Origin of the sequence: Streptomyces sp. NPDC057697 (genome assembly GCF_042799335.1) — a bacterium.
In the GTDB taxonomy this organism is placed as follows: Bacteria; Actinomycetota; Actinomycetes; order Streptomycetales; family Streptomycetaceae; genus Streptomyces.
Map to the genome: position 1 here is coordinate 131,849 of NZ_JBHVJA010000010.1, position 18,025 is coordinate 149,873.

An 18,025-nucleotide genomic window follows, 5' to 3' on the forward strand; every position below is an offset into this window, starting at 1 on the left:
GCGCGGGCGGGCGCAAGTGCGGTGCCGGTGCGGTCTTCGGGGCCGAAACAGCGGTGCTTAGACTTAGCCAAGCCTTACCTTTGCACTGTTCGCGCCACTTGTTCCACGCCACGTGATTGGGTCCGATGTCAGCCGCCGCACCACGCCGCTCCAGACGCGCACTCGCGACGGCGGCGGCCGTCGTGGCGCTGCTCGTGGCGGTCATCCTCAGCCTGGCCGTGGGGGCCCGTTCCATACCCCCGTCCGAAGTGTTCGACGTGCTGCTGCACGGCGGGCACTCCGACAACGCCGAAGTCATCCGGAACATGCGGGTCCCGCGCACCCTGATCGGCCTGATGGTCGGCGCCGCGCTGGCCCTCGCGGGCACGGTGCTCCAGGGCATCACCCGTAACCCCATCGCCGACCCCGGCATCCTCGGCATCAGCCAGGGCGCCTCGGTGGGTGTGGTGCTGGCCATCGCGTTCGCCGGGGTCCACAGCCTGACGGGGTACGTGTGGTTCGGCTTCGCGGGGGCCGCGCTCGCCTCCGTCGCCGTGTACGCGATCGCGTCGAGCGGGCGCGGGGGCGCCACCCCGGTGAAGCTCGCGCTGGGCGGCGCCGCCATCAACGCGCTGCTGGTGTCGGTGGTCTCGGCGGTGCTGACCACCAAGGCGTCCGCGCTGGACGAGTTCCGCTTCTGGCAGGTCGGCTCGCTCGGCGGGCGCGAGGCCGATGTGGCGGGGCAGATCTGGCCGTTCATGCTGCTCGGCGTGGTCCTCGTGCTGTTCGTCGCGCGCGGGCTCGACGCGCTGGCGCTCGGCGAGGACGTGGCGAAGGGGCTCGGGCAGAACGTGGCGACGGTACGGGTCGTCGGCGGGATCGGCGCCACGGTGCTGACCGGCGCCGGTGTCGCGGCCGCCGGGCCGATCGCCTTCATCGGACTCGCCGTCCCGCACATCGCCCGCGCGGTCGTCGGCTCCGACCACCGCTGGGTGCTGCCGATGGCGGCGCTGATCGGACCCGTGATGCTGCTGGTGTCGGACGTGATCGGCCGTATCGTCTTCCCGCCGAGCGAGGTCCCGGCGGGCGTGATGACGGCGCTGATCGGCGTTCCGTTCCTGGTCGCCCTCGTACGCCGGAAGGCGGTTCCCGCATGAGTGCCGAAGCCGCGGTCCGGGTGCGGCCCGCCGGGTACCACCTCGTACGGATCGGGGCGCGGGGGCGGTTCCTGCTGCACCGGCGGGCGGCCCTCGTCGCCGCCGCGCTGGTGGTGGTGCTGGCCGCGGTCTGCGTCGCCTACCTCTGCGTCGGCGAGAGCTTCGTCGCGCCCGGCGAGGTCGTGAAGGTGGTCCTGGGGCAGCCGTCCCCGGACGAACTGGTCGTCGGCACGCTGCGGCTGCCGCGGATGACCGTGGGGCTGCTGGTCGGCCTGGCCTTCGGGATCGCCGGTGCGCTGATCCAGACCGTCGCCCGCAATCCCCTGGCCAGCCCCGACATCATCGGCATCAGCCAGGGGGCGAGCGCGCTCACGGTCGGCGCGATGACCTTCGGGATCACCTCGTACACCGTGCTGCCGTACCTCTCCGTGATCGGCGGGGTGGCCGCGGCGGCGCTCGTGTACGTCTTCGCCTGGCGCGGCGGGCTGCACGCCACCCGCTTCGTCCTCATCGGCATCGGCTTCGCCATCGCGCTGCGGTCGGTCACCACGCTGTTCCTGACGAAGGGCGACTACCTGGTCGCCCAGCAGGCGCAGATCTGGATGACCGGCTCGCTCAACGGCCGCGGCTGGTCGGAGGCCGCGCCGATCGGCTGGACGCTGCTGGTCCTGCTGCCCGCCGTCCTGTGGGCGGCCCGCGCCCAGCGCACCGTCTCGATGGACGACGACACCGCGACCGCGCTCGGGGTGCGGCTGGGGCGGGTACGGCTCGGGCTGGTCGCGCTCGGCGTGATCCTGGCGTCCGTGGCGACGGGGACGGCCGGGCCGGTCGACTTCGTGGCGCTCCTCGCCCCGCAGATCGCCCGCCGGATGACCCGCACCGCGCAGATACCGCTGCTCTGCTCGGCGCTGCTCGGCGCGGTGATCGTGGTCTTCGCGGACCTGCTGGCGCGCAAGCTCTTCTCGCCCACCGAGCTGCCGGTGGGCGTACTGACGGCGGCGGTCGGCGCCCCGTATCTGATCTGGCTGATCATCCGCGGTCAGGGCGGCGGTCGCGGCCGTAGTGGAGGCACAGCATGAGTTCGACCCCCAGGTCCGACGCCGCGACGGCCGGTGCCGACGCCGCGACGGCCGGGCCCGGCGCGAAGGCCGCCGTGGCCGAGGCCGGGACGGCCGGTGCCGGTGCCGGCCGGCTCACCGCGCGCGGGCTGACCCTCGCGTACGAGGACCGCACCGTCGTCGACGCGCTGGACCTCGACGTGCCGGACGGCCGGGTCACGGTCATCGTGGGCCCGAACGCCTGCGGCAAGTCGACCACCCTGCGCGCCCTCGGACGCCTCCTCAAGCCGCGCGGCGGGGCCGTGCTCCTCGACGGCACCGAGCTGTCGAAGATCCCCACCCGGAGGATCGCCCAGTCGATCGGGCTGCTGCCGCAGACCCCGGTGGCCCCGGAGGCGATCACCGTCAGCGACCTCGTCGCCCGCGGACGCCAGCCGCACCAGCACTGGTGGCAGCAGTGGTCGGACGAGGACGAGCGGGCGGTGACGGACGCGATGGAGCGTACGGACATCACCGCGCTCGGCGACCGCTCCGTGGACGAGCTCTCCGGCGGTCAGCGCCAGCGGGTCTGGATCGCGATGGCGCTCGCCCAGGAGACCGATCTGCTGCTGCTCGACGAGCCGACCACGTACCTCGACATCGCGCACCAGGTGGAGGTCCTGGACCTGGTGCGCCGGCTCACCGCCCCGGCGGCGGACGGCACCCGCGGCCGGACCGTCGTCACCGTGCTCCACGATCTCAACCAGGCCGCCCGGTACGCGGACCACCTGGTCGCCATGAAGGCGGGCCGGATCGTCGCCGAGGGCCGCCCGGCGGACATCGTCACGGCCGGTCTCGTACGCGAGGTCTTCGGCCTGGAGGCGGTGATCGTCCCGGACCCGGTGACCGGTTCGCCGCTCGTGGTGCCGGGCGCTCCATGGCAGCCCGGACCGGCCTCGTGAACCCGCGCCCCGGCCCCGGTCACCCGGGCGCGCACTCCCTGGACGACCACCCCCGTCCCCACGAAAGGCACCCCATGGCCCCCTCCGTCCGCCGCCGCGGCCTCGCTCTCGGCGCACTCACCCTGACCGGCGCGCTCGCGCTCTCCGCCTGTGGCTTCTCGGAGTCCGGCGGGAGCGCGAGCGGCTCCTCCGACTCCGGCTCCGGAGGCGCCGCGACCCACACCGTCAAGACGGCCATGGGCGACGTCGACGTCCCGGTGGACCCCAAGCGCGTCGTGGTCCTGGACACCGGCGAGCTGGACTCCGCGCTCACCCTCGGCGTCCAGCCCGTGGGCGCGACGCACTCGGCGTCGGAGGACAGCTTCCCCTCGTACCTGCCCGCGAGCCGGACCAAGGGCATCAAGGAGGTCGGTGAGATCGCCAACCCCAACCTGGAGACCGTCGCCTCGCTGAAGCCGGACCTGATCCTCACCAGCAAGGTCCGTGACGGCGACCGCTACAACCAGCTCCGCGCGATCGCCCCGACCGTGATGACGGAGTCCACCGGCAGCGCCTGGAAGGAGAACTTCCAGCTGCACGCGGAGGCGCTCGGCAAGCAGGCCGAGGCGAAGAAGGTCGTCGCCGACTACGACGCCCACGTCGCGAAGGTGACCGAGGCGATCGGCGGCAAGAAGAAGGCCGCCGCCACCGAGGTCAACTTCGTCCGCTTCGTCGAGGGCGCCGACATCCGCATCTACGGCAAGCAGAACTACATCGGCTCGATCCTCGCCGACCTCGGCGTGGGCCGCCCCGCGATCACCGACAAGGCCAAGGACGGCTTCTCGTACGACGTGTCGCCCGAGAAGATCGACCTCGCGGACGCGGACGTCATCTTCACGTCGACGTACGGCGACCCGGCGAAGGCGGGGACGACCAAGACGATGAACGGCGGTCTGTGGAAGGGGCTGAAGGCGTCGAAGAACGGCAAGGTCTTCAAGGTCGACGACCGGCTGTGGATCGCGGGCATCGGCTACACGGCCGCGGGCAAGATCCTCGACGAGTTCCAGACGAAGATGGCCGGCTGACGGCTTCCAGGCGAAGATGGCCGACTGACGGCCGGCCCGACGTCGCGGGCGGCGGCCCCACAGCCTTGAGGCGGCGGGGCGGCGGCCGTGAAGCGGCGGGGCGGCCGCCGTGAAGCGGCGAGGTCGCAGCCGTGAAGCGGCCAGGCCAGCCACGAGGCGGCGGGACGGCCGCCGTGAAGCGGCGAGGTCGCAGCCGTCAGGCGGCCGGGCCGCAGCCACGAGGCGACAGGCCGCAACCATAAACGGCCAGGACAGCCACGAAGCGACAGGGCGGCCGCCGTGAAGCGGCGAGGTCGCAGCCGTCAGGCGGCCGGGCCGCAGCCACGAGGCGACAGGCCGCAACCATAAACGGCCAGGACAGCCACGAAGCGACAGGGCGGCCGCCGTAAAGCGGCGAGGTCGCAGCCATCAAGCGGCCGGGCCGCAGCCACAAAGCGGCCCCGCCGCCCCCTCACGACCGTGGCCGCCGCGCCCTCCACATCAGGTAGAGCGCGGAGGCCACGGCCGCCCCCCGCACCACCCACGGCCACAACTGGCCGATCGCGTCGCTCATCTGCCCGGCCCCGATGGGCTCGCCCCATCTGCCGTCGCTCCTGCCCCACAGCCAGACCACGGCACCCGCCGCGACCACGCCCGGCAGGCCCATCGCGGCCCACTTCGCCTCCGCGCGGGACAGCGTGCGCGAGCTGTACGCGAGGAGCCAGCCGCCCGCCAGGGCCAGCCAGGAACCCGTCACGGCACCGGCCACCAGCAGGACCGCGGCGAGCAGCAGCAGCGGGTGCGAGATCCCGTGCCCACGTGCCCCGTCCTCGCGCGGCGCGCGGCGGCGGAGCCCCGGAAACCGGCGGCGGCGCGGAGCCGCCTCCTCGGGGCCGGCGTCCTCCTCGTCCCCGTCCTCGTGGACGAGCCCGTCCTCGTCCTCGTCCTCGTCCAGCCGCCCGTCGGCCGCCGCGCGCGGGCGCGGCACCGCGTCCCCGGGCGGCGGGCGCATCATGTCCGCGATCTCCACGCCGCCGACGAACCCCGGCACGTCGACCCCGCCGCCGAACGGCACCGGTTCGATCCGCCACCAGTCGGGCTCGCTGCCGGACTCCCCCAGCTCGTCCGTACCGGCCCGGTGCGGGGGCGAGGGCACATGGGCGGGCGGGGGCTCCGGGGCTTCGGGGCCGGGGTCCTGCGGCCGCGACGCGCCCTTGCCCGGACTCTCTTTCCGGAGCGTCCCCTTGCGCGGACGGGGGACGGTGCGCCCCTCCTCCGGTACGGCCCTCGTCCGCTCGGGCCGCTCCGGCGGCTCGACCGCGCCGTCGCCCGACGCGGCCGCGGCGGCCACCAGTTCGTCCGGGGCGCCGAGCCTCCCGATGATGCGGCGAACCGCCGCCGGGCTGTCCCCGGACTGCTTTCCGCGCTGCCGGTCGATCTCGCCCCGGAGCGTCGCCACGAGCCTCATCCGGGCGGCCGAGGACAGCTGTTGCTGCTGCGCCAGGTCCCCGACCCGGCTCAGGTAGTCGTAGACCAGCTGGTCGCTCTCGATCCCCACGCGATCCGTCCCCTCTGCCGCCCTGCACCGACGGTAGCGCCCTCGGAGCCCGTCAGGCCCGCCCGGAGCGACTACCGTGGGGCGGATGGGGATGACCACACCACCGCGGACGCTCGCCGAAGCCCTTCGCGCCCGGGACGACGAGTCGCTGGCCGGGCTGTTGCGCGCCCGCCCCGATCTCCTCAGCCCGGTGCCGGGCGACATCACCCAACTCGCGACGAGGGCCGGTACCCGCGCCTCCGTCGTACGCGCCCTGGAGCACCTCGACAGGTTCGCCCTGCAGACCGCCGAGGCGCTCGCGGTCGCCGCCGACCCCGCCCCGTACGGGACGCTGCTCGGGCTGCTCACCGGTGACGGCCGGGACGAGGGCGGGCACCGCGACGACACGGGGACGGCGATCGTGGACGCGCTGCCCGGCGCCCTGGCCACATTGCGCGAACAGGCCCTCGTCTGGGGCGAGGACGAGCGGCTGCGGCTGGTGCGCACGGCGCGCGAGATCCTCGCGCCGTCCCCGCAGCACGCCTCCCCCACCGGTCTCGGGCCGACCGTCGCCGAGGCGACCTCCGGGATGTCCCCGGGCCGGCTCCAGGAGATCCTGGCCGCCGCCGGGCTGCCCGCCACGCACGACCCGGTCTCCGCCGTGGCCGCCCTGTCCGCGCTCTTCACCGACCGGGCCAGGATGGGCGCGCTGCTGGACACCGCCCCGGCCGAGGCCCTGTCCGTGCTGGACCGGCTGGTGTGGGGGCCGCCGTACGGGGAAGTGACGCCGAACCCCACCCCGCCCGTGAAGTGGCTGCGCGACCACGGGCTGCTGCTGCCGGTGTCGACCCGCACCGTGGTGCTGCCCCGCGAGGCGGCCCTGCATCTGCGGGCCGGGCGCGCCCACCGCGTGCCGGAGCCGCGGCCGCCGGCCGTGGAGGCAGTCGCCGAGCGGGATCCACAGGCTGTGGACAGCGCCGCGGCCGGTCAGGCGTTCCTCGCCGTGAGCACCGTCGAGGAGCTGCTGAAGAGCTGGAACGGCGGCGGCCCCGCGATACTGCGGGCCGGTGGGCTCAGTGTCCGGGAGCTGAAGAAGACCGCCACCGCCCTGGAGGTCCCCGAGCAGGTCGCCGCGTTCTGGGCCGAACTCGCCTACGCGGCCGGGCTGCTGGCCTCGGACGGCGAGGCGGACGAACGCTACGCGCCGACGCCCGCGTACGACGACTGGGCCGAACTCCCCGCCCAGGAACGCTGGTCGGCCCTCGCGACCGCCTGGCTCGCCGCGACCCGCACCTCGGGCCTGGTCGGCGGCCAGGACGCCAAGGGCCGGGCGCTCTCCGCCCTGGGCCCCGAACTGGACCGCTCGGCCGCCCCCGAGGTACGCCACCGGGTCCTCGCCCTGCTCGCCGCCCTGCCCCCCGGCACCGCCCCCGACCCGGAGACGGTCCTGGCCCGGCTGCGCTGGGAACGCCCCCTGCGCGGCGCCTCCGTCTCCCCCGGGGACACCACCGATCTGCGGTCCCGGATCGCCCTGTGGACGCTCAACGAGTCCGAGCTCCTCGGCATCACCGGGCGCGGCGCCCTCGCCACCCACACCCGCGCCCTGCTCGACACCGGGCCCGCCGAGGCCGCCGCCCTGCTCGCCCCCCTCATCCCGGAGCCGCTGGACCACGTCCTGCTCCAGGCCGACCTGACGGCCGTCGCCCCCGGTCCGCTGGAGCGCCCGCTGGCGGACATGCTCTCCGCCCTCGCCGACATCGAGTCGAAGGGCGGCGCGACGGTCTACCGCTTCACCCCCGGCTCGGTGCGCCGTGCCCTGGACGCCGGGCAGTCCGCCGCCGACCTGCACGCCTTCCTCGCCGCCCACAGCCGTACGCCCGTCCCGCAGCCGCTCAGCTATCTCATCGACGACGTCGCCCGCCGCCACGGCCACCTCCGGATCGGTGCCGCCTCCTCGTACGTGCGCTGCGACGACGAGGCCGTGCTGAACGAGATCCTCGCCGACAAGCGCTCGGTCACCCTGCGGCTGCGCCGCCTCGCACCGACCGTGCTGGCCGCCCAGGTCGACCCGGCCTCCCTGCTCGAAGGGCTGCGCGAGATGGGGTACGCCCCGGCCGCCGAGTCCGCCGAGGGCGATGTCCTGATCACCCGCGCGGGCGCCCGCCGCACCCCGCCCCGCACGGCCCCCGTCCCCGTGCCCGAGGGCCCTCCGGTGCCGGACGCCACCCTGCTCGGCGCGGCGGTCCGGGCCATCCGCGCCGGGGACACGGCCGCCACGGTGGTCCGCAAGGACGCCCCGGAGGCCCCCGCCACCGCACCGGGCGCCCTGCCCCGCACGACCTCCGCCGAGACCCTGGCCACGGTCCAGGCCGCCGCGATGACCGGCTCGGCGCTCTGGATCGGCTATGTGAACGCGGACGGCGCCGCCAGCCAGCGGGTCATCGCCCCGGTCCGGGTCGAGGGCGGCTTCGTCACGGCGTACGACCACACGGCGGACGAGGTCCGCACGTACCCGCTGCACCGCATCACCGGCGTCGCGGAACTGGCGGACGACGCGACGGCCTGAGCACGGGGCACCTCGCGCACAGCGACGGGGAGGTGCGCCGGCAGTTCAACCTCACCGAACCGATCGGCCGAACCACTCGGCCGAACCGCTCGGCCGAACCGCTCGGCCGAACCGATCGCCTGCGGCAGGGCTCGCGGCGCACGCTCCGAGAGACTTGACGACGGCCGTGACGCTCCGTCGCATGGCACGGCGTAGCCCTCGGCGCGTTCCCGCCCCTCCCCCCTCCCCCCCGGCCTCTGCCGAGCGTCCGGCAGTGCGTGCGAATCAGGGGTGCGCAGGGCGGCCGCAGGGCACACTCTGTCGTGTTCACGACGCTGGAGGGGGATGTCATGCGGCGCACCGAAGTGGCCAGGCAGCTGGGGGGATTCGTCCGCGAGCACCGTACGGACGGGGGCAGGCGGATGCGGCAGGCCGCACTCATGCTCCTCGTCGGAGCGGCGGGCACGGCTTCCGGGATTCCGGTGGCCGTCGCCTCGATCGGTACCACCCACGGGGCCCCGCAGCTGGCCGGTCTGCTGCTCGGCGTCGGGCTGATAGGGCTGGGCCTGGGGACCTGGCGGCTGGTCCAGGGGTTCCGTACCCGCGAGCAGTGCTTCGACGTCCACGAACGGGGGCTGACCCACCGCGTGGCGGGCACCACCACCCTGATCCCGTGGCGGGACATCGCGTCCGTCGGCGCCCGGGGCGAGGACGGCCGGCCGCTGGCCGAGGCCCGCGGGATGGGCTTCACCTGCGACATCGTCCTGGCCGAGGGGCGCAGGATCCGCATCGACACCTTCACCGAGGACGTCCGGCAACTGGCGCTGACCGCCCACGCCGCGGTGCACCTGGGCCGGTTCCCCCAAGGGCGGGGCCACCGCCGGACGGACTGAGCGGCGGACCGGGGGAGCCCGGCCCTCGCCCGCGGCGACCGGCCCGTACCGGCCGGGCCGTGTCCGCCGCCGTGCCCGACAACACACGCGCCACGGCCCCCGGATGCGGCACACTGGACGTTTGGCCAGGACCGGCTGTCCCGGCCGTCCCCGCAGCAGAAAGGGCCGCGCGTGACCGGACCTCTCATCGTCCAGAGCGACAAGACACTGCTCCTCGAAGTCGACCACGACCAGGCCGACGCCTGCCGCCGGGCCATCGCGCCCTTCGCGGAACTGGAGCGGGCGCCCGAGCACATCCACACCTACCGGCTGACGCCGCTCGGGCTGTGGAACGCGCGCGCCGCCGGGCACGACGCCGAGCAGGTCGTCGACGCGCTGGTGCAGTACTCGCGCTACCCCGTTCCCCACGCGCTGCTCGTCGACATCGCCGAGACGATGGCCAGGTACGGCCGCCTCACGCTCTCCAAGCACCCGGTGCACGGCCTGGTGCTGACCTCCACCGACCGGCCCGTGCTGGAGGAGATCCTCCGGTCGAAGAAGGTGCAGCCGCTGGTCGGGGCGCGGATCGACCCGGACACGGTGGCCGTGCACCCCTCCGAGCGCGGGCAGATCAAGCAGACGCTGCTGAAGCTGGGCTGGCCGGCCGAGGACCTCGCCGGTTACGTCGACGGCGAGGCGCACCCCATCGAGCTGGCCGAGGACGGCTGGGCGCTGCGGCCGTACCAGAAGCAGGCCGTCGAGGGGTTCTGGCACGGCGGCTCGGGTGTCGTCGTGCTGCCCTGTGGCGCGGGGAAGACGCTGGTCGGCGCCGGTGCCATGGCCGAGGCCAAGGCGACCACGCTGATCCTGGTGACGAACACCGTCTCGGCCCGGCAGTGGAAGCACGAGCTGGTGAAGCGGACCTCGCTGACCGAGGACGAGATCGGCGAGTACAGCGGTACCCGCAAGGAGATCCGGCCGGTCACCATCGCCACCTACCAGGTGCTGACGACGCGCCGCAAGGGCGTGTATCCGCACCTGGAGCTGTTCGACTCCCGGGACTGGGGGCTGGTGATCTACGACGAGGTGCATCTGCTGCCCGCGCCCGTCTTCAAGTTCACCGCCGACCTCCAGGCCCGGCGGCGGCTCGGGCTGACGGCGACGCTGGTGCGTGAGGACGGCCGCGAGTCGGACGTCTTCTCGCTGATCGGGCCCAAGCGGTTCGACGCCCCGTGGAAGGAGATCGAGGCGCAGGGCTACATCGCGCCGGCCGACTGCGTGGAGGTGCGGGTCAATCTGACGGACTCGGAGCGGCTGGCGTACGCCACCGCCGAGGCCGAGGAGAAGTACCGGTTCTGCGCGACGACCGCGACGAAGCGGAAGGTGACGGAGGCGCTGGTGCGCAAGCACCGCGGCGAGCAGACCCTGGTCATCGGGCAGTACATCGACCAGCTGGACGAGCTGGGTGAGCATCTGGACGCCCCGGTGATCAAGGGCGAGACCAGCAACGCCCAGCGCGAGAAGCTCTTCGACGCGTTCCGGGAGGGCGAGATCAACGTCCTGGTGGTCTCGAAGGTCGCGAACTTCTCCATCGACCTGCCGGAGGCGACCGTCGCCATCCAGGTCTCGGGGACGTTCGGCTCGCGCCAGGAGGAGGCGCAGCGGCTCGGCCGGGTGCTGCGGCCGAAGGCGGACGGGCACGAGGCGCGGTTCTACTCGGTGGTCGCGCGCGACACGATCGACCAGGACTTCGCGGCGCACCGCCAGCGGTTCCTGGCCGAACAGGGGTACGCGTACCGGATCGTGGACGCGGACGAGCTGCTGACGGACAGCTGAGGCCGGTGGCCGGTCCGCGCGCGTGGACCGGTCGGGCGGCGCAGGCGGACTACCCGCTGACTCCGGGCGGCCGGTCCGCGCGCGTGGACCGGCCGCGACGCCCACCGCACCGCGCGCGTGGGCGGTCCGCGCGCGTGGACCGGTCGGGCGGCGCAGGCGGACTACCCGCTGACTCCGGGCGGCCGGTCCGCGCGCGTGAGCCGGTCGGGGCCCGGCCGGGTCAGCCGCCGACCATCACGAGCAGGACGAGGCCGCCCACCGCCGTCAGCCCCGGCAGCAGGGCGATCACCATGGCGCTCCGGCGGGCGACGGTCCAGCGGCGGCACAACGCCAGCACCCAGAGGACGATCAGGGCGAAGGGCGTGACGAACGGGGCCGCGTACAGCCCGTAGCCCATGAGGTCGAGCGGGACCGTGATGCGCCAGGAGCAGTCGTCCGGGCCGCAGCTGTCGGTGGCCATCGCCGCGAAGCCGATGGCGAACGCGCCGAAGCCGATCAGGAGGAAGGAAAGGGCCGTGGCCGTCATCGGCGCGACCCAGACGCCGGGGCCGCGCGCGGCGGCGACGGGAGCGGGGCGCGTCACCGGGACGTGGCTGTTCTCCATGTCTCCACCTCATCGCGCGGCAGGGCCGGACCACCTCCGGTCAGATACTCATACCGGTGTGGTTCCGGGTACTCAACGGGACCCGTGGCGGACGCCCGCCTCCTCGGCGTACTCGCCGAGCACGACCACGCCGAACGCGGCGCGGGCGAAGACCTTGACGGCCCGGACCGCGTCGCCGACGCGGTGGGTGCGGAGGTGACCGGTGGCCGCGGTCGCGCCGTGCGCGGGGCCGGTCCTGCGGGGGTTCAGAAGGACTGTGCTCATGTATTCCATGGTCCTGCGCCCGGCCCGCGCGGGCATCGGCCCGGGGATGGAATCCGGCGGCGGCCCGGGTAGGTCTGCGGTCGCATGCCGTCCCCTACGGGATGGACCCGGCGGACGGGCCCCGCGATCCCGGCGCGGCGGACCGGACCGGCGGATCTGACCGGCGGACCCGGCGGACCCGACAGGCAGGACCCACGGCCCCGCGGCCCCCACGCGGCGGACCGGACCGCCGGATCTGACCGGCGGACCGGACCGGCGGACCGGACCGGCGGACCGGACCGGCGGATCTGACCGGCGGGTCACGGCGTGCGCGATCCACGGTTCCGGGGGCCGGGCCCGCGACCCCGGCCGGTGGGTTCCGGGGCTCCGGCGGTAATTCGTTCGCTCCCCGCGGCCCCGGTCTATACAATCGCCGGTCTGCCCGCCTCCCGCACCGTGGTACCGGCGGCCCGTAAGGGACCGCGCCGGCAGCCGGGGGAGCGCCGCCGACCGGACGGAAACCGGCCGACAGCCGTACGCGCACCCGCTGCGCGTACCCGTGATCGATCCCCGAGCGGACCGCATCGCCCCCGCGCACCGCCCGGGGCCGGGCTGCGGTCCGCCGTCCTGCGTTGAACAGCCGGAGGCAACACCGTGCCCGCGCACGCACACGAGAGCGACACCACGACCGATCCCCTGGCGCGCGAACGCGCCCACCTCACCGCTTCCCGCGCCGCGCTGCGGGCGATGCGTGAGGACGCCCAGGCCCTGGACATCCGCGATGTCACGGCGAACTGGGTCAACGCGGCGGTCCTTCAGGCCCAGATCGACGACCGCATCAAGTCGCTCGCCGATCTCGCCCACACCCCGCTGTTCTTCGGCCGCCTGGACTATCTGCACCGGGTCGGTGCCGAGGAGGCCGAGGGCGCCGAGGGCGAGCAGTTCTACATCGGCCGCCGCCATGTCCACGACGCCGACGGCGACCCGATGGTCATCGACTGGCGCGCGCCCGTCTCGCAGCCCTTCTACCGGGCCTCCCGGAAGGACCCGCAGGACGTCGGGCAGCGCCGCCGCTTCGGGTACACCGGCGGTGAGCTGACCGCCTACGAGGACGAGCACCTGACCGATCCGGCCGAGGCCGAGCAGACCAGCAAGCTCCTCCAGGCGGAGATCGAGCGTCCGCGCGTCGGCCCGATGCGGGACATCGTCGCGACGATCCAGCCCGAGCAGGACGAGATCGTCCGCAGCGAACTCGGCGGGACGGTGTGCGTGCAGGGTGGTCCCGGCACCGGGAAGACGGCCGTCGGCCTGCACCGGGTGGCGTATCTGCTGTACGCGCACCGGGAGCGGCTGGCCCGTACCGGCACGCTGGTCATCGGGCCGAACCGGTCCTTCCTCCAGTACATCGAGCAGGTGCTCCCGGCCCTCGGTGAGCTGGCGGTGAAGCAGGCGACCGTCGACGACCTGGTGGCGGCCGGTGTCGAGGTGCGCGGCACGGACGCGGCGGACGCCGCCGTCGTCAAGGGCGACGCCCGGATGGCCGAGGTGCTGCGGCGGGCGATCCGCTCCCACGTGACGCTCCCGACGGAGCCGGTCGTGGTGGTGCGCGGTTCGCGGCGCTGGCGGGTGCCCGCCTACGAGCTGGAGGAGATGGTCACCGAACTGCTGGCCCGCGACATGCGGTACGGGGCCGCCCACGACGCGCTCCCGCAGCGCATCGCGCACTCCGTCCTGGTGCGGATGGAGGAGGCGGGCGAGGCGCCCGACGACCGGGTGCAGAACGCGGTGGCCCGCAATCCCGCGGTGAAGGCGGCCGTGAAGGCGATCTGGCCGGCCGTCGACCCGGCGAAGCTGGTGCTGCGGCTGCTCGGCGACGCGGAGTTCCTGGCCGCGCACGCGGAGGGGCTGCTCAGCGAGGAGGAGCAGAAGACGATCCTGTGGCAGAAGCCCGCGCGGAGCGTGAAGTCGGCGAAGTGGTCGGCGGCGGACGCGGTGCTGATCGACGAGGCCAACGACCTGGTGGCGCGCACGCATTCGCTCGGCCATGTGGTGCTCGACGAGGCGCAGGACCTCTCCCCCATGCAGTACCGGGCGGTGGGCCGGCGCTGCACGACCGGTTCCGCGACGGTCCTGGGCGACCTCGCGCAGGGCACGACGCCGTGGTCGACGGAGAGCTGGGCACAGGCGCTGCACCATCTCGGGAAGTCGGACGCGGTGGTGGAGGAGCTGACGGCGGGCTTCCGTGTGCCGCGCGAGGTGATCGCGTACGCCTCGCGGCTGCTGCCGGTGATCTCGCCGGGCCTGGCGGCGGTGGAGTCGGTGCGTGAGTCGCCGGGTTCGCTGGAGGTGCGGGCGGTGGCGGACGCGGCGGAGCTGGACGCGGCGGTGCTCGCGGCGTGCGAGGCGTCGCTGACGCAGGAGGGGTCGATCGGCCTGATCGCGGCCGACGCCCGGATTCCCGCGCTGGCGCGGGCCCTGGCCGCGGCCGGACACGCGTACCTCTCCCCCGGCGAGGAGACGACCGCGGAGTCCCGGCTGACCCTGGTGCCGGCCTCGCTGGCGAAGGGCCTGGAGTACGACTACGTGGTGCTGGACGAACCGGCCGCGGTGGTCGACGGCGAGCCGGACGAGCGCACGGGCCTGCGCCGTCTGTACGTGGCGCTGACGCGTGCGGTCTCGGGGCTGACGGTGGTGCACGCGGCGGAGCTGCCGGCCGAGCTGACGCGTTCGAGCGCCTCCGGCGCTTGAGGAGCGGGGTCCGGGGGCTGGACCCCCGGACCCCGGAAGCGGCGGGCGGCGGAACGGGCCCCTCACGGGTGCCCCACCGCCTCCCCCCGCGCGTCGAGCACCGTCCGCCCGAAGGGCGGGCCCGGCGGAGTCCGGTACGTGCGCTCCCGACGACGCGGCGAGCGCGCGCGCCGGGCTCCCCCGGGCAGCCGGAGCTTTCGGTACACGCCCTACGGCGCCGAGACACGCCCTACGCGTCGAGCACCGTCCGCCACTCCCGTACCGCCGCCGCGTCCACCGGTCCCGACCATCCGCGCGGCCGGGCCGCGCCGCCGATGTGCACGGCGTCGATCCCCGCGTCCAGCAGCTCCGGAAGGTGCTCCAGGCGCAGGCCCCCGCCCACCAGGATCTGCGGCTCGTAACCGGGCTCGCCCTTGCGCGCCGCCTCGACCACCAGCGTCGGGATGCCCTCGTCGACGCCCTTCGCCGAACCGGCGGTGAGGTACGTGTCCAGTCCGGGCAGGTCCGCCAGCTGCTTGCGCAGGGCGTCCCGGTCGGCGGCCCGGTCGATCGCGCGGTGGAAGGTCCAGCGGCAGCCGTCCAGTGCGGCGACGAGCCGTTCGACGGCCACCAGGTCCGGGCGCCCCCGCTCGTCGAGGAAGCCGAGGACGAACTCCTCGGCGCCCGCCGCACGCAGCTCGCCCGCCTTGGCCACCAGCACCTCGATGTCACCGGCCGCGAAACCGTCCGCCACCCTGAGCATCACCCGCAGCGGGATGTCCACCGCCGCCCGGATCTCCGCGAAGGTCGCACAGGACGGGGTCAGACCGTCCGCCGCCATGTCGGTGACCAGCTCCAGCCGGTCCGCACCACCCGCCTGGGCGGCGACCGCGTCCTCCGCGTCGAGAGCGATCACCTCCAGGACTGCACGGTTGCTCATGGGATCCCAATCCTCCAGGAGACAGCAATAGGTCTAGTCCAATGCCAGCCTACGGGTCAGTACACCGAGGATGCAGCCTCAATGCCAGGTGAAGATACGTGAGGTCAGACGCACATCGGGTGATCGAACGCTCACGATCCGGACCCGCACGGCATATCCACCCTTGCGTTTCATAGGGGAGGGGGGTATACCTGAATCAGCAATGCATACCCCCTAGGGGTATGAACGTCTCCGCCAGGGAGGAAACCGTGTCCGCGCACACCGCCACCACCGGCACCGCCGACGGCACCGGCACCGCAGAGGTCGAGCTCGCGATCGGCGGCATGACCTGCGCCTCCTGCGCGGCCCGGATCGAGAAGAAACTCAACCGGATGGACGGCGTCGAGGCCACCGTCAATTACGCCACGGAGAAGGCCAAGGTCAGCTACCGGGGCGAGGACGTCTCCGTACAGGACCTGATCGCCACCGTCGAGAAGACCGGCTACACCGCCCACGAGCCCGCTCCCCCGGCGCCCGCCGAGGACGAGGGGCCCGGGGCCGGGGAGACCGACGAGCTGCGGCCGCTGCGCCAGCGGCTGCTGACCGCGGTCGTGCTCGCCGTGCCGGTGATCGCGATGTCGATGGTCCCCGCGCTCCAGTTCGACTACTGGCAGTGGCTCTCCCTGACGCTGACGGCCCCCGTCGTCACCTACGCCGCCTGGCCGTTCCACAAGGCGGCGTTCACCAACGCCCGGCACGGCGCGGCCACGATGGACACGCTGATCTCGGTCGGCACCTCGGCCGCGTTCCTCTGGTCGCTCTGGGCCCTGTTCTTCGGCACAGCGGGCATGGTCGGCATGACGCACCCGTTCGAGCTGACCATCGGCCGGAGCGACGGCGCCGGGAACATCTATCTGGAGGCCGCCGCCGGGGTCACCGCGTTCATCCTGGCCGGGCGCTACTTCGAGGCCCGCTCCAAGCGGAAGGCGGGCGCCGCCCTCAAGGCGCTGCTCGAACTCGGCGCCAAGGAAGTGACCGTGCTGCGCGGCGGCCGCGAGGTGACCGTGCCCACCGCCGACCTCCAGGTCGGGGACCGGTTCCTGGTCCGCCCCGGCGAGAAGATCGCCACGGACGGCACCGTCGTCGAGGGCGCCTCGGCCGTGGACGCCTCGATGCTCACCGGCGAGTCCGTGCCCGTGGAGGTCGGCGTCGGCGACTCCGTCACCGGGGCCACGCTCAACGCGGGCGGCCGGCTGGTCGTCGAGGCCACCAGGATCGGCGCCGACACCCAGCTGGCCCGGATGGCCCGGCTCGTCGAGGACGCCCAGAACGGCAAGGCGGCGGCCCAGCGCCTCGCGGACCGGATCTCCGCCGTCTTCGTCCCCGTCGTCATCGCCCTGGCGCTCGGCACGCTCGGCTTCTGGCTGGGCAACGGCGCGGGCCTGACCGCCGCGTTCACGGCCGCCGTGGCCGTACTGATCATCGCCTGCCCCTGCGCCCTGGGCCTCGCCACCCCGACCGCCCTCATGGTCGGCACCGGACGCGGCGCCCAGCTCGGCATCCTGATCAAGGGCCCCGAAGTCCTGGAGACCACCCGCCGCGTCGACACCATCGTCCTCGACAAGACCGGCACCGTCACCACCGGCCGCATGACCCTCCTCGACGTCCACACCACCGACCGGACCGACGAAACCGACGTACTCCGGCTCGCGGGCGCACTGGAGCACTCCTCCGAGCACCCCATCGCCCAGGCCGTCGCCGCCGGAGCCACCGAACGCACCGGCGCACCCCTCCCCGCACCCGAGGACTTCACCAACGTCCCCGGCCTCGGCGTCCAGGGCGTCGTCGAGGGCCGTGCCGTCCTCGTCGGCCGCGAGCAGCTGCTGGCCGAGTGGGAGATCCACCTCCCGGTGGAGCTGGCCCGGCGCAAGGCCGAGGCGGAGGCGGCCGGCCGGACGGCCATCGCGGTCGCCTGGGACGGCGAGGCGCGGGCGGTCCTCGAAGTCGCCGACGCGGTGAAGGACACCAGCGCGCAGGCCATCGAGCGGCTGCGGGCCCTGGGCCTCACCCCGATCCTGCTGACCGGCGACAACCGGGCGGTGGCCGAGGCGGTCGCGGCCGAGGTCGGGATCGAGGAGGTGTACGCGGAGGTCATGCCCGAGGACAAGGTCGACGTCGTCAAGCGCCTCCAGGCGCGGGGCCGGGCGGTCGCGATGGTCGGTGACGGCGTCAACGACGCGGCCGCCCTCGCCCAGGCCGATCTGGGCCTGGCGATGGGCACCGGCACGGACGCCGCGATCGAGGCGGGCGACCTGACGCTGGTCCGCGGGGACCTGCGGGCCGCCGCCGACGCCATCCGGCTCTCGCGCAGGACCCTCGGCACGATCCGTACGAACCTGTTCTGGGCCTTCGCCTACAACGTGGCCGCGCTGCCGCTCGCCGCGGCCGGGCTGCTCAACCCGATGATCGCGGGCGCCGCGATGGCGTTCTCCTCGGTCTTCGTGGTCGGCAACTCGCTGCGGCTGCGGGGGTTCAGGGCCGCGTCGTAGACCGGGCCGGGCCGG

At 74.0% G+C, this 18,025-nt stretch carries 13 protein-coding genes; 9 read left to right on the top strand and 4 right to left on the bottom strand.

The window, feature by feature from the left end; genetic code table 11:
* Positions 1-125: 125 nt before the first annotated feature.
* The 4 genes from ACFVFH_RS24610 (at position 126) to ACFVFH_RS24625 (ending at position 4,199) form a co-directional block, all read left to right on the top strand.
* Entirely contained in the window at positions 126-1,136 is a 1,011-nt protein-coding gene (locus ACFVFH_RS24610; protein WP_383772350.1) for a FecCD family ABC transporter permease, read from the top strand.
* Positions 1,133-2,215 carry a FecCD family ABC transporter permease gene (locus tag ACFVFH_RS24615; RefSeq protein ID WP_383772352.1) on the top strand — a complete coding sequence of 361 codons (1,083 nt, stop codon included), beginning with the start codon at positions 1,133-1,135 and terminating at the stop codon, positions 2,213-2,215. The genes ACFVFH_RS24610 and ACFVFH_RS24615 overlap by 4 nt, the downstream gene beginning before the upstream one ends.
* On the top strand, positions 2,212-3,135 hold the full coding sequence (locus ACFVFH_RS24620; RefSeq protein ID WP_383772354.1) for an ABC transporter ATP-binding protein: 924 nt from the start codon (positions 2,212-2,214) through the stop codon (positions 3,133-3,135). The genes ACFVFH_RS24615 and ACFVFH_RS24620 overlap by 4 nt, the downstream gene beginning before the upstream one ends.
* Before the next feature lie 74 nt (positions 3,136-3,209).
* Positions 3,210-4,199 carry an ABC transporter substrate-binding protein gene (locus ACFVFH_RS24625; RefSeq protein WP_383772356.1) on the top strand — a complete coding sequence of 330 codons (990 nt, stop codon included), beginning with the start codon at positions 3,210-3,212 and terminating at the stop codon, positions 4,197-4,199.
* Between the two features lie 451 nt (positions 4,200-4,650).
* Here the strand turns inward: ACFVFH_RS24625 and ACFVFH_RS24630 are convergent, their stop codons facing one another.
* On the bottom strand, positions 4,651-5,736 hold the full coding sequence (locus ACFVFH_RS24630; RefSeq protein ID WP_383772358.1) for a hypothetical protein: 1,086 nt from the start codon (positions 5,734-5,736) through the stop codon (positions 4,651-4,653).
* A gap of 85 nt (positions 5,737-5,821) precedes the next feature.
* Here ACFVFH_RS24630 and ACFVFH_RS24635 point away from each other — a divergent pair, with 85 nt between their 5' ends.
* From ACFVFH_RS24635 to ACFVFH_RS24645, 3 genes are all read left to right on the top strand, one after another.
* Entirely contained in the window at positions 5,822-8,281 is a 2,460-nt protein-coding gene (locus ACFVFH_RS24635) for a helicase-associated domain-containing protein (protein WP_383772360.1), read from the top strand.
* 329 nt (positions 8,282-8,610) lie between these two features.
* Positions 8,611-9,153, top strand: a complete 543-nt coding sequence (locus ACFVFH_RS24640) for a hypothetical protein (protein ID WP_383772362.1) — start codon at positions 8,611-8,613, stop codon at positions 9,151-9,153.
* Positions 9,154-9,324: 171 nt separating this feature from the next.
* On the top strand, positions 9,325-10,968 hold the full coding sequence (locus tag ACFVFH_RS24645) for a DNA repair helicase XPB (RefSeq protein WP_383772364.1): 1,644 nt from the start codon (positions 9,325-9,327) through the stop codon (positions 10,966-10,968).
* Positions 10,969-11,188: 220 nt separating this feature from the next.
* On the opposite strand, the gene ACFVFH_RS24650 is transcribed toward ACFVFH_RS24645, so the two are convergent.
* Positions 11,189-11,572, bottom strand: a complete 384-nt coding sequence (locus tag ACFVFH_RS24650) for a hypothetical protein (protein WP_383772367.1) — start codon at positions 11,570-11,572, stop codon at positions 11,189-11,191.
* A 72-nt stretch (positions 11,573-11,644) separates the two neighbouring features.
* The gene (locus tag ACFVFH_RS24655) at positions 11,645-11,836 is read right to left on the bottom strand and encodes a hypothetical protein (RefSeq protein ID WP_383772369.1); all 192 of its coding nucleotides are present in this window, start codon (positions 11,834-11,836) and stop codon (positions 11,645-11,647) included.
* 633 nt (positions 11,837-12,469) lie between these two features.
* On the opposite strand from ACFVFH_RS24655, the gene ACFVFH_RS24660 reads away from it, so the two are divergent.
* Positions 12,470-14,563 (top strand): HelD family protein, encoded by a 2,094-nt coding sequence (locus tag ACFVFH_RS24660; RefSeq protein WP_383772371.1) that lies wholly within the window; start codon positions 12,470-12,472, stop codon positions 14,561-14,563.
* Between the two features lie 229 nt (positions 14,564-14,792).
* On the opposite strand, the gene ACFVFH_RS24665 is transcribed toward ACFVFH_RS24660, so the two are convergent.
* Positions 14,793-15,482 (bottom strand): copper homeostasis protein CutC, encoded by a 690-nt coding sequence (locus tag ACFVFH_RS24665; protein ID WP_383772373.1) that lies wholly within the window; start codon positions 15,480-15,482, stop codon positions 14,793-14,795.
* Positions 15,483-15,730: 248 nt separating this feature from the next.
* On the opposite strand from ACFVFH_RS24665, the gene ACFVFH_RS24670 reads away from it, so the two are divergent.
* The gene (locus tag ACFVFH_RS24670; RefSeq protein ID WP_383772375.1) at positions 15,731-18,010 is read left to right on the top strand and encodes a heavy metal translocating P-type ATPase; all 2,280 of its coding nucleotides are present in this window, start codon (positions 15,731-15,733) and stop codon (positions 18,008-18,010) included.
* Positions 18,011-18,025 lie beyond the last annotated feature (15 nt).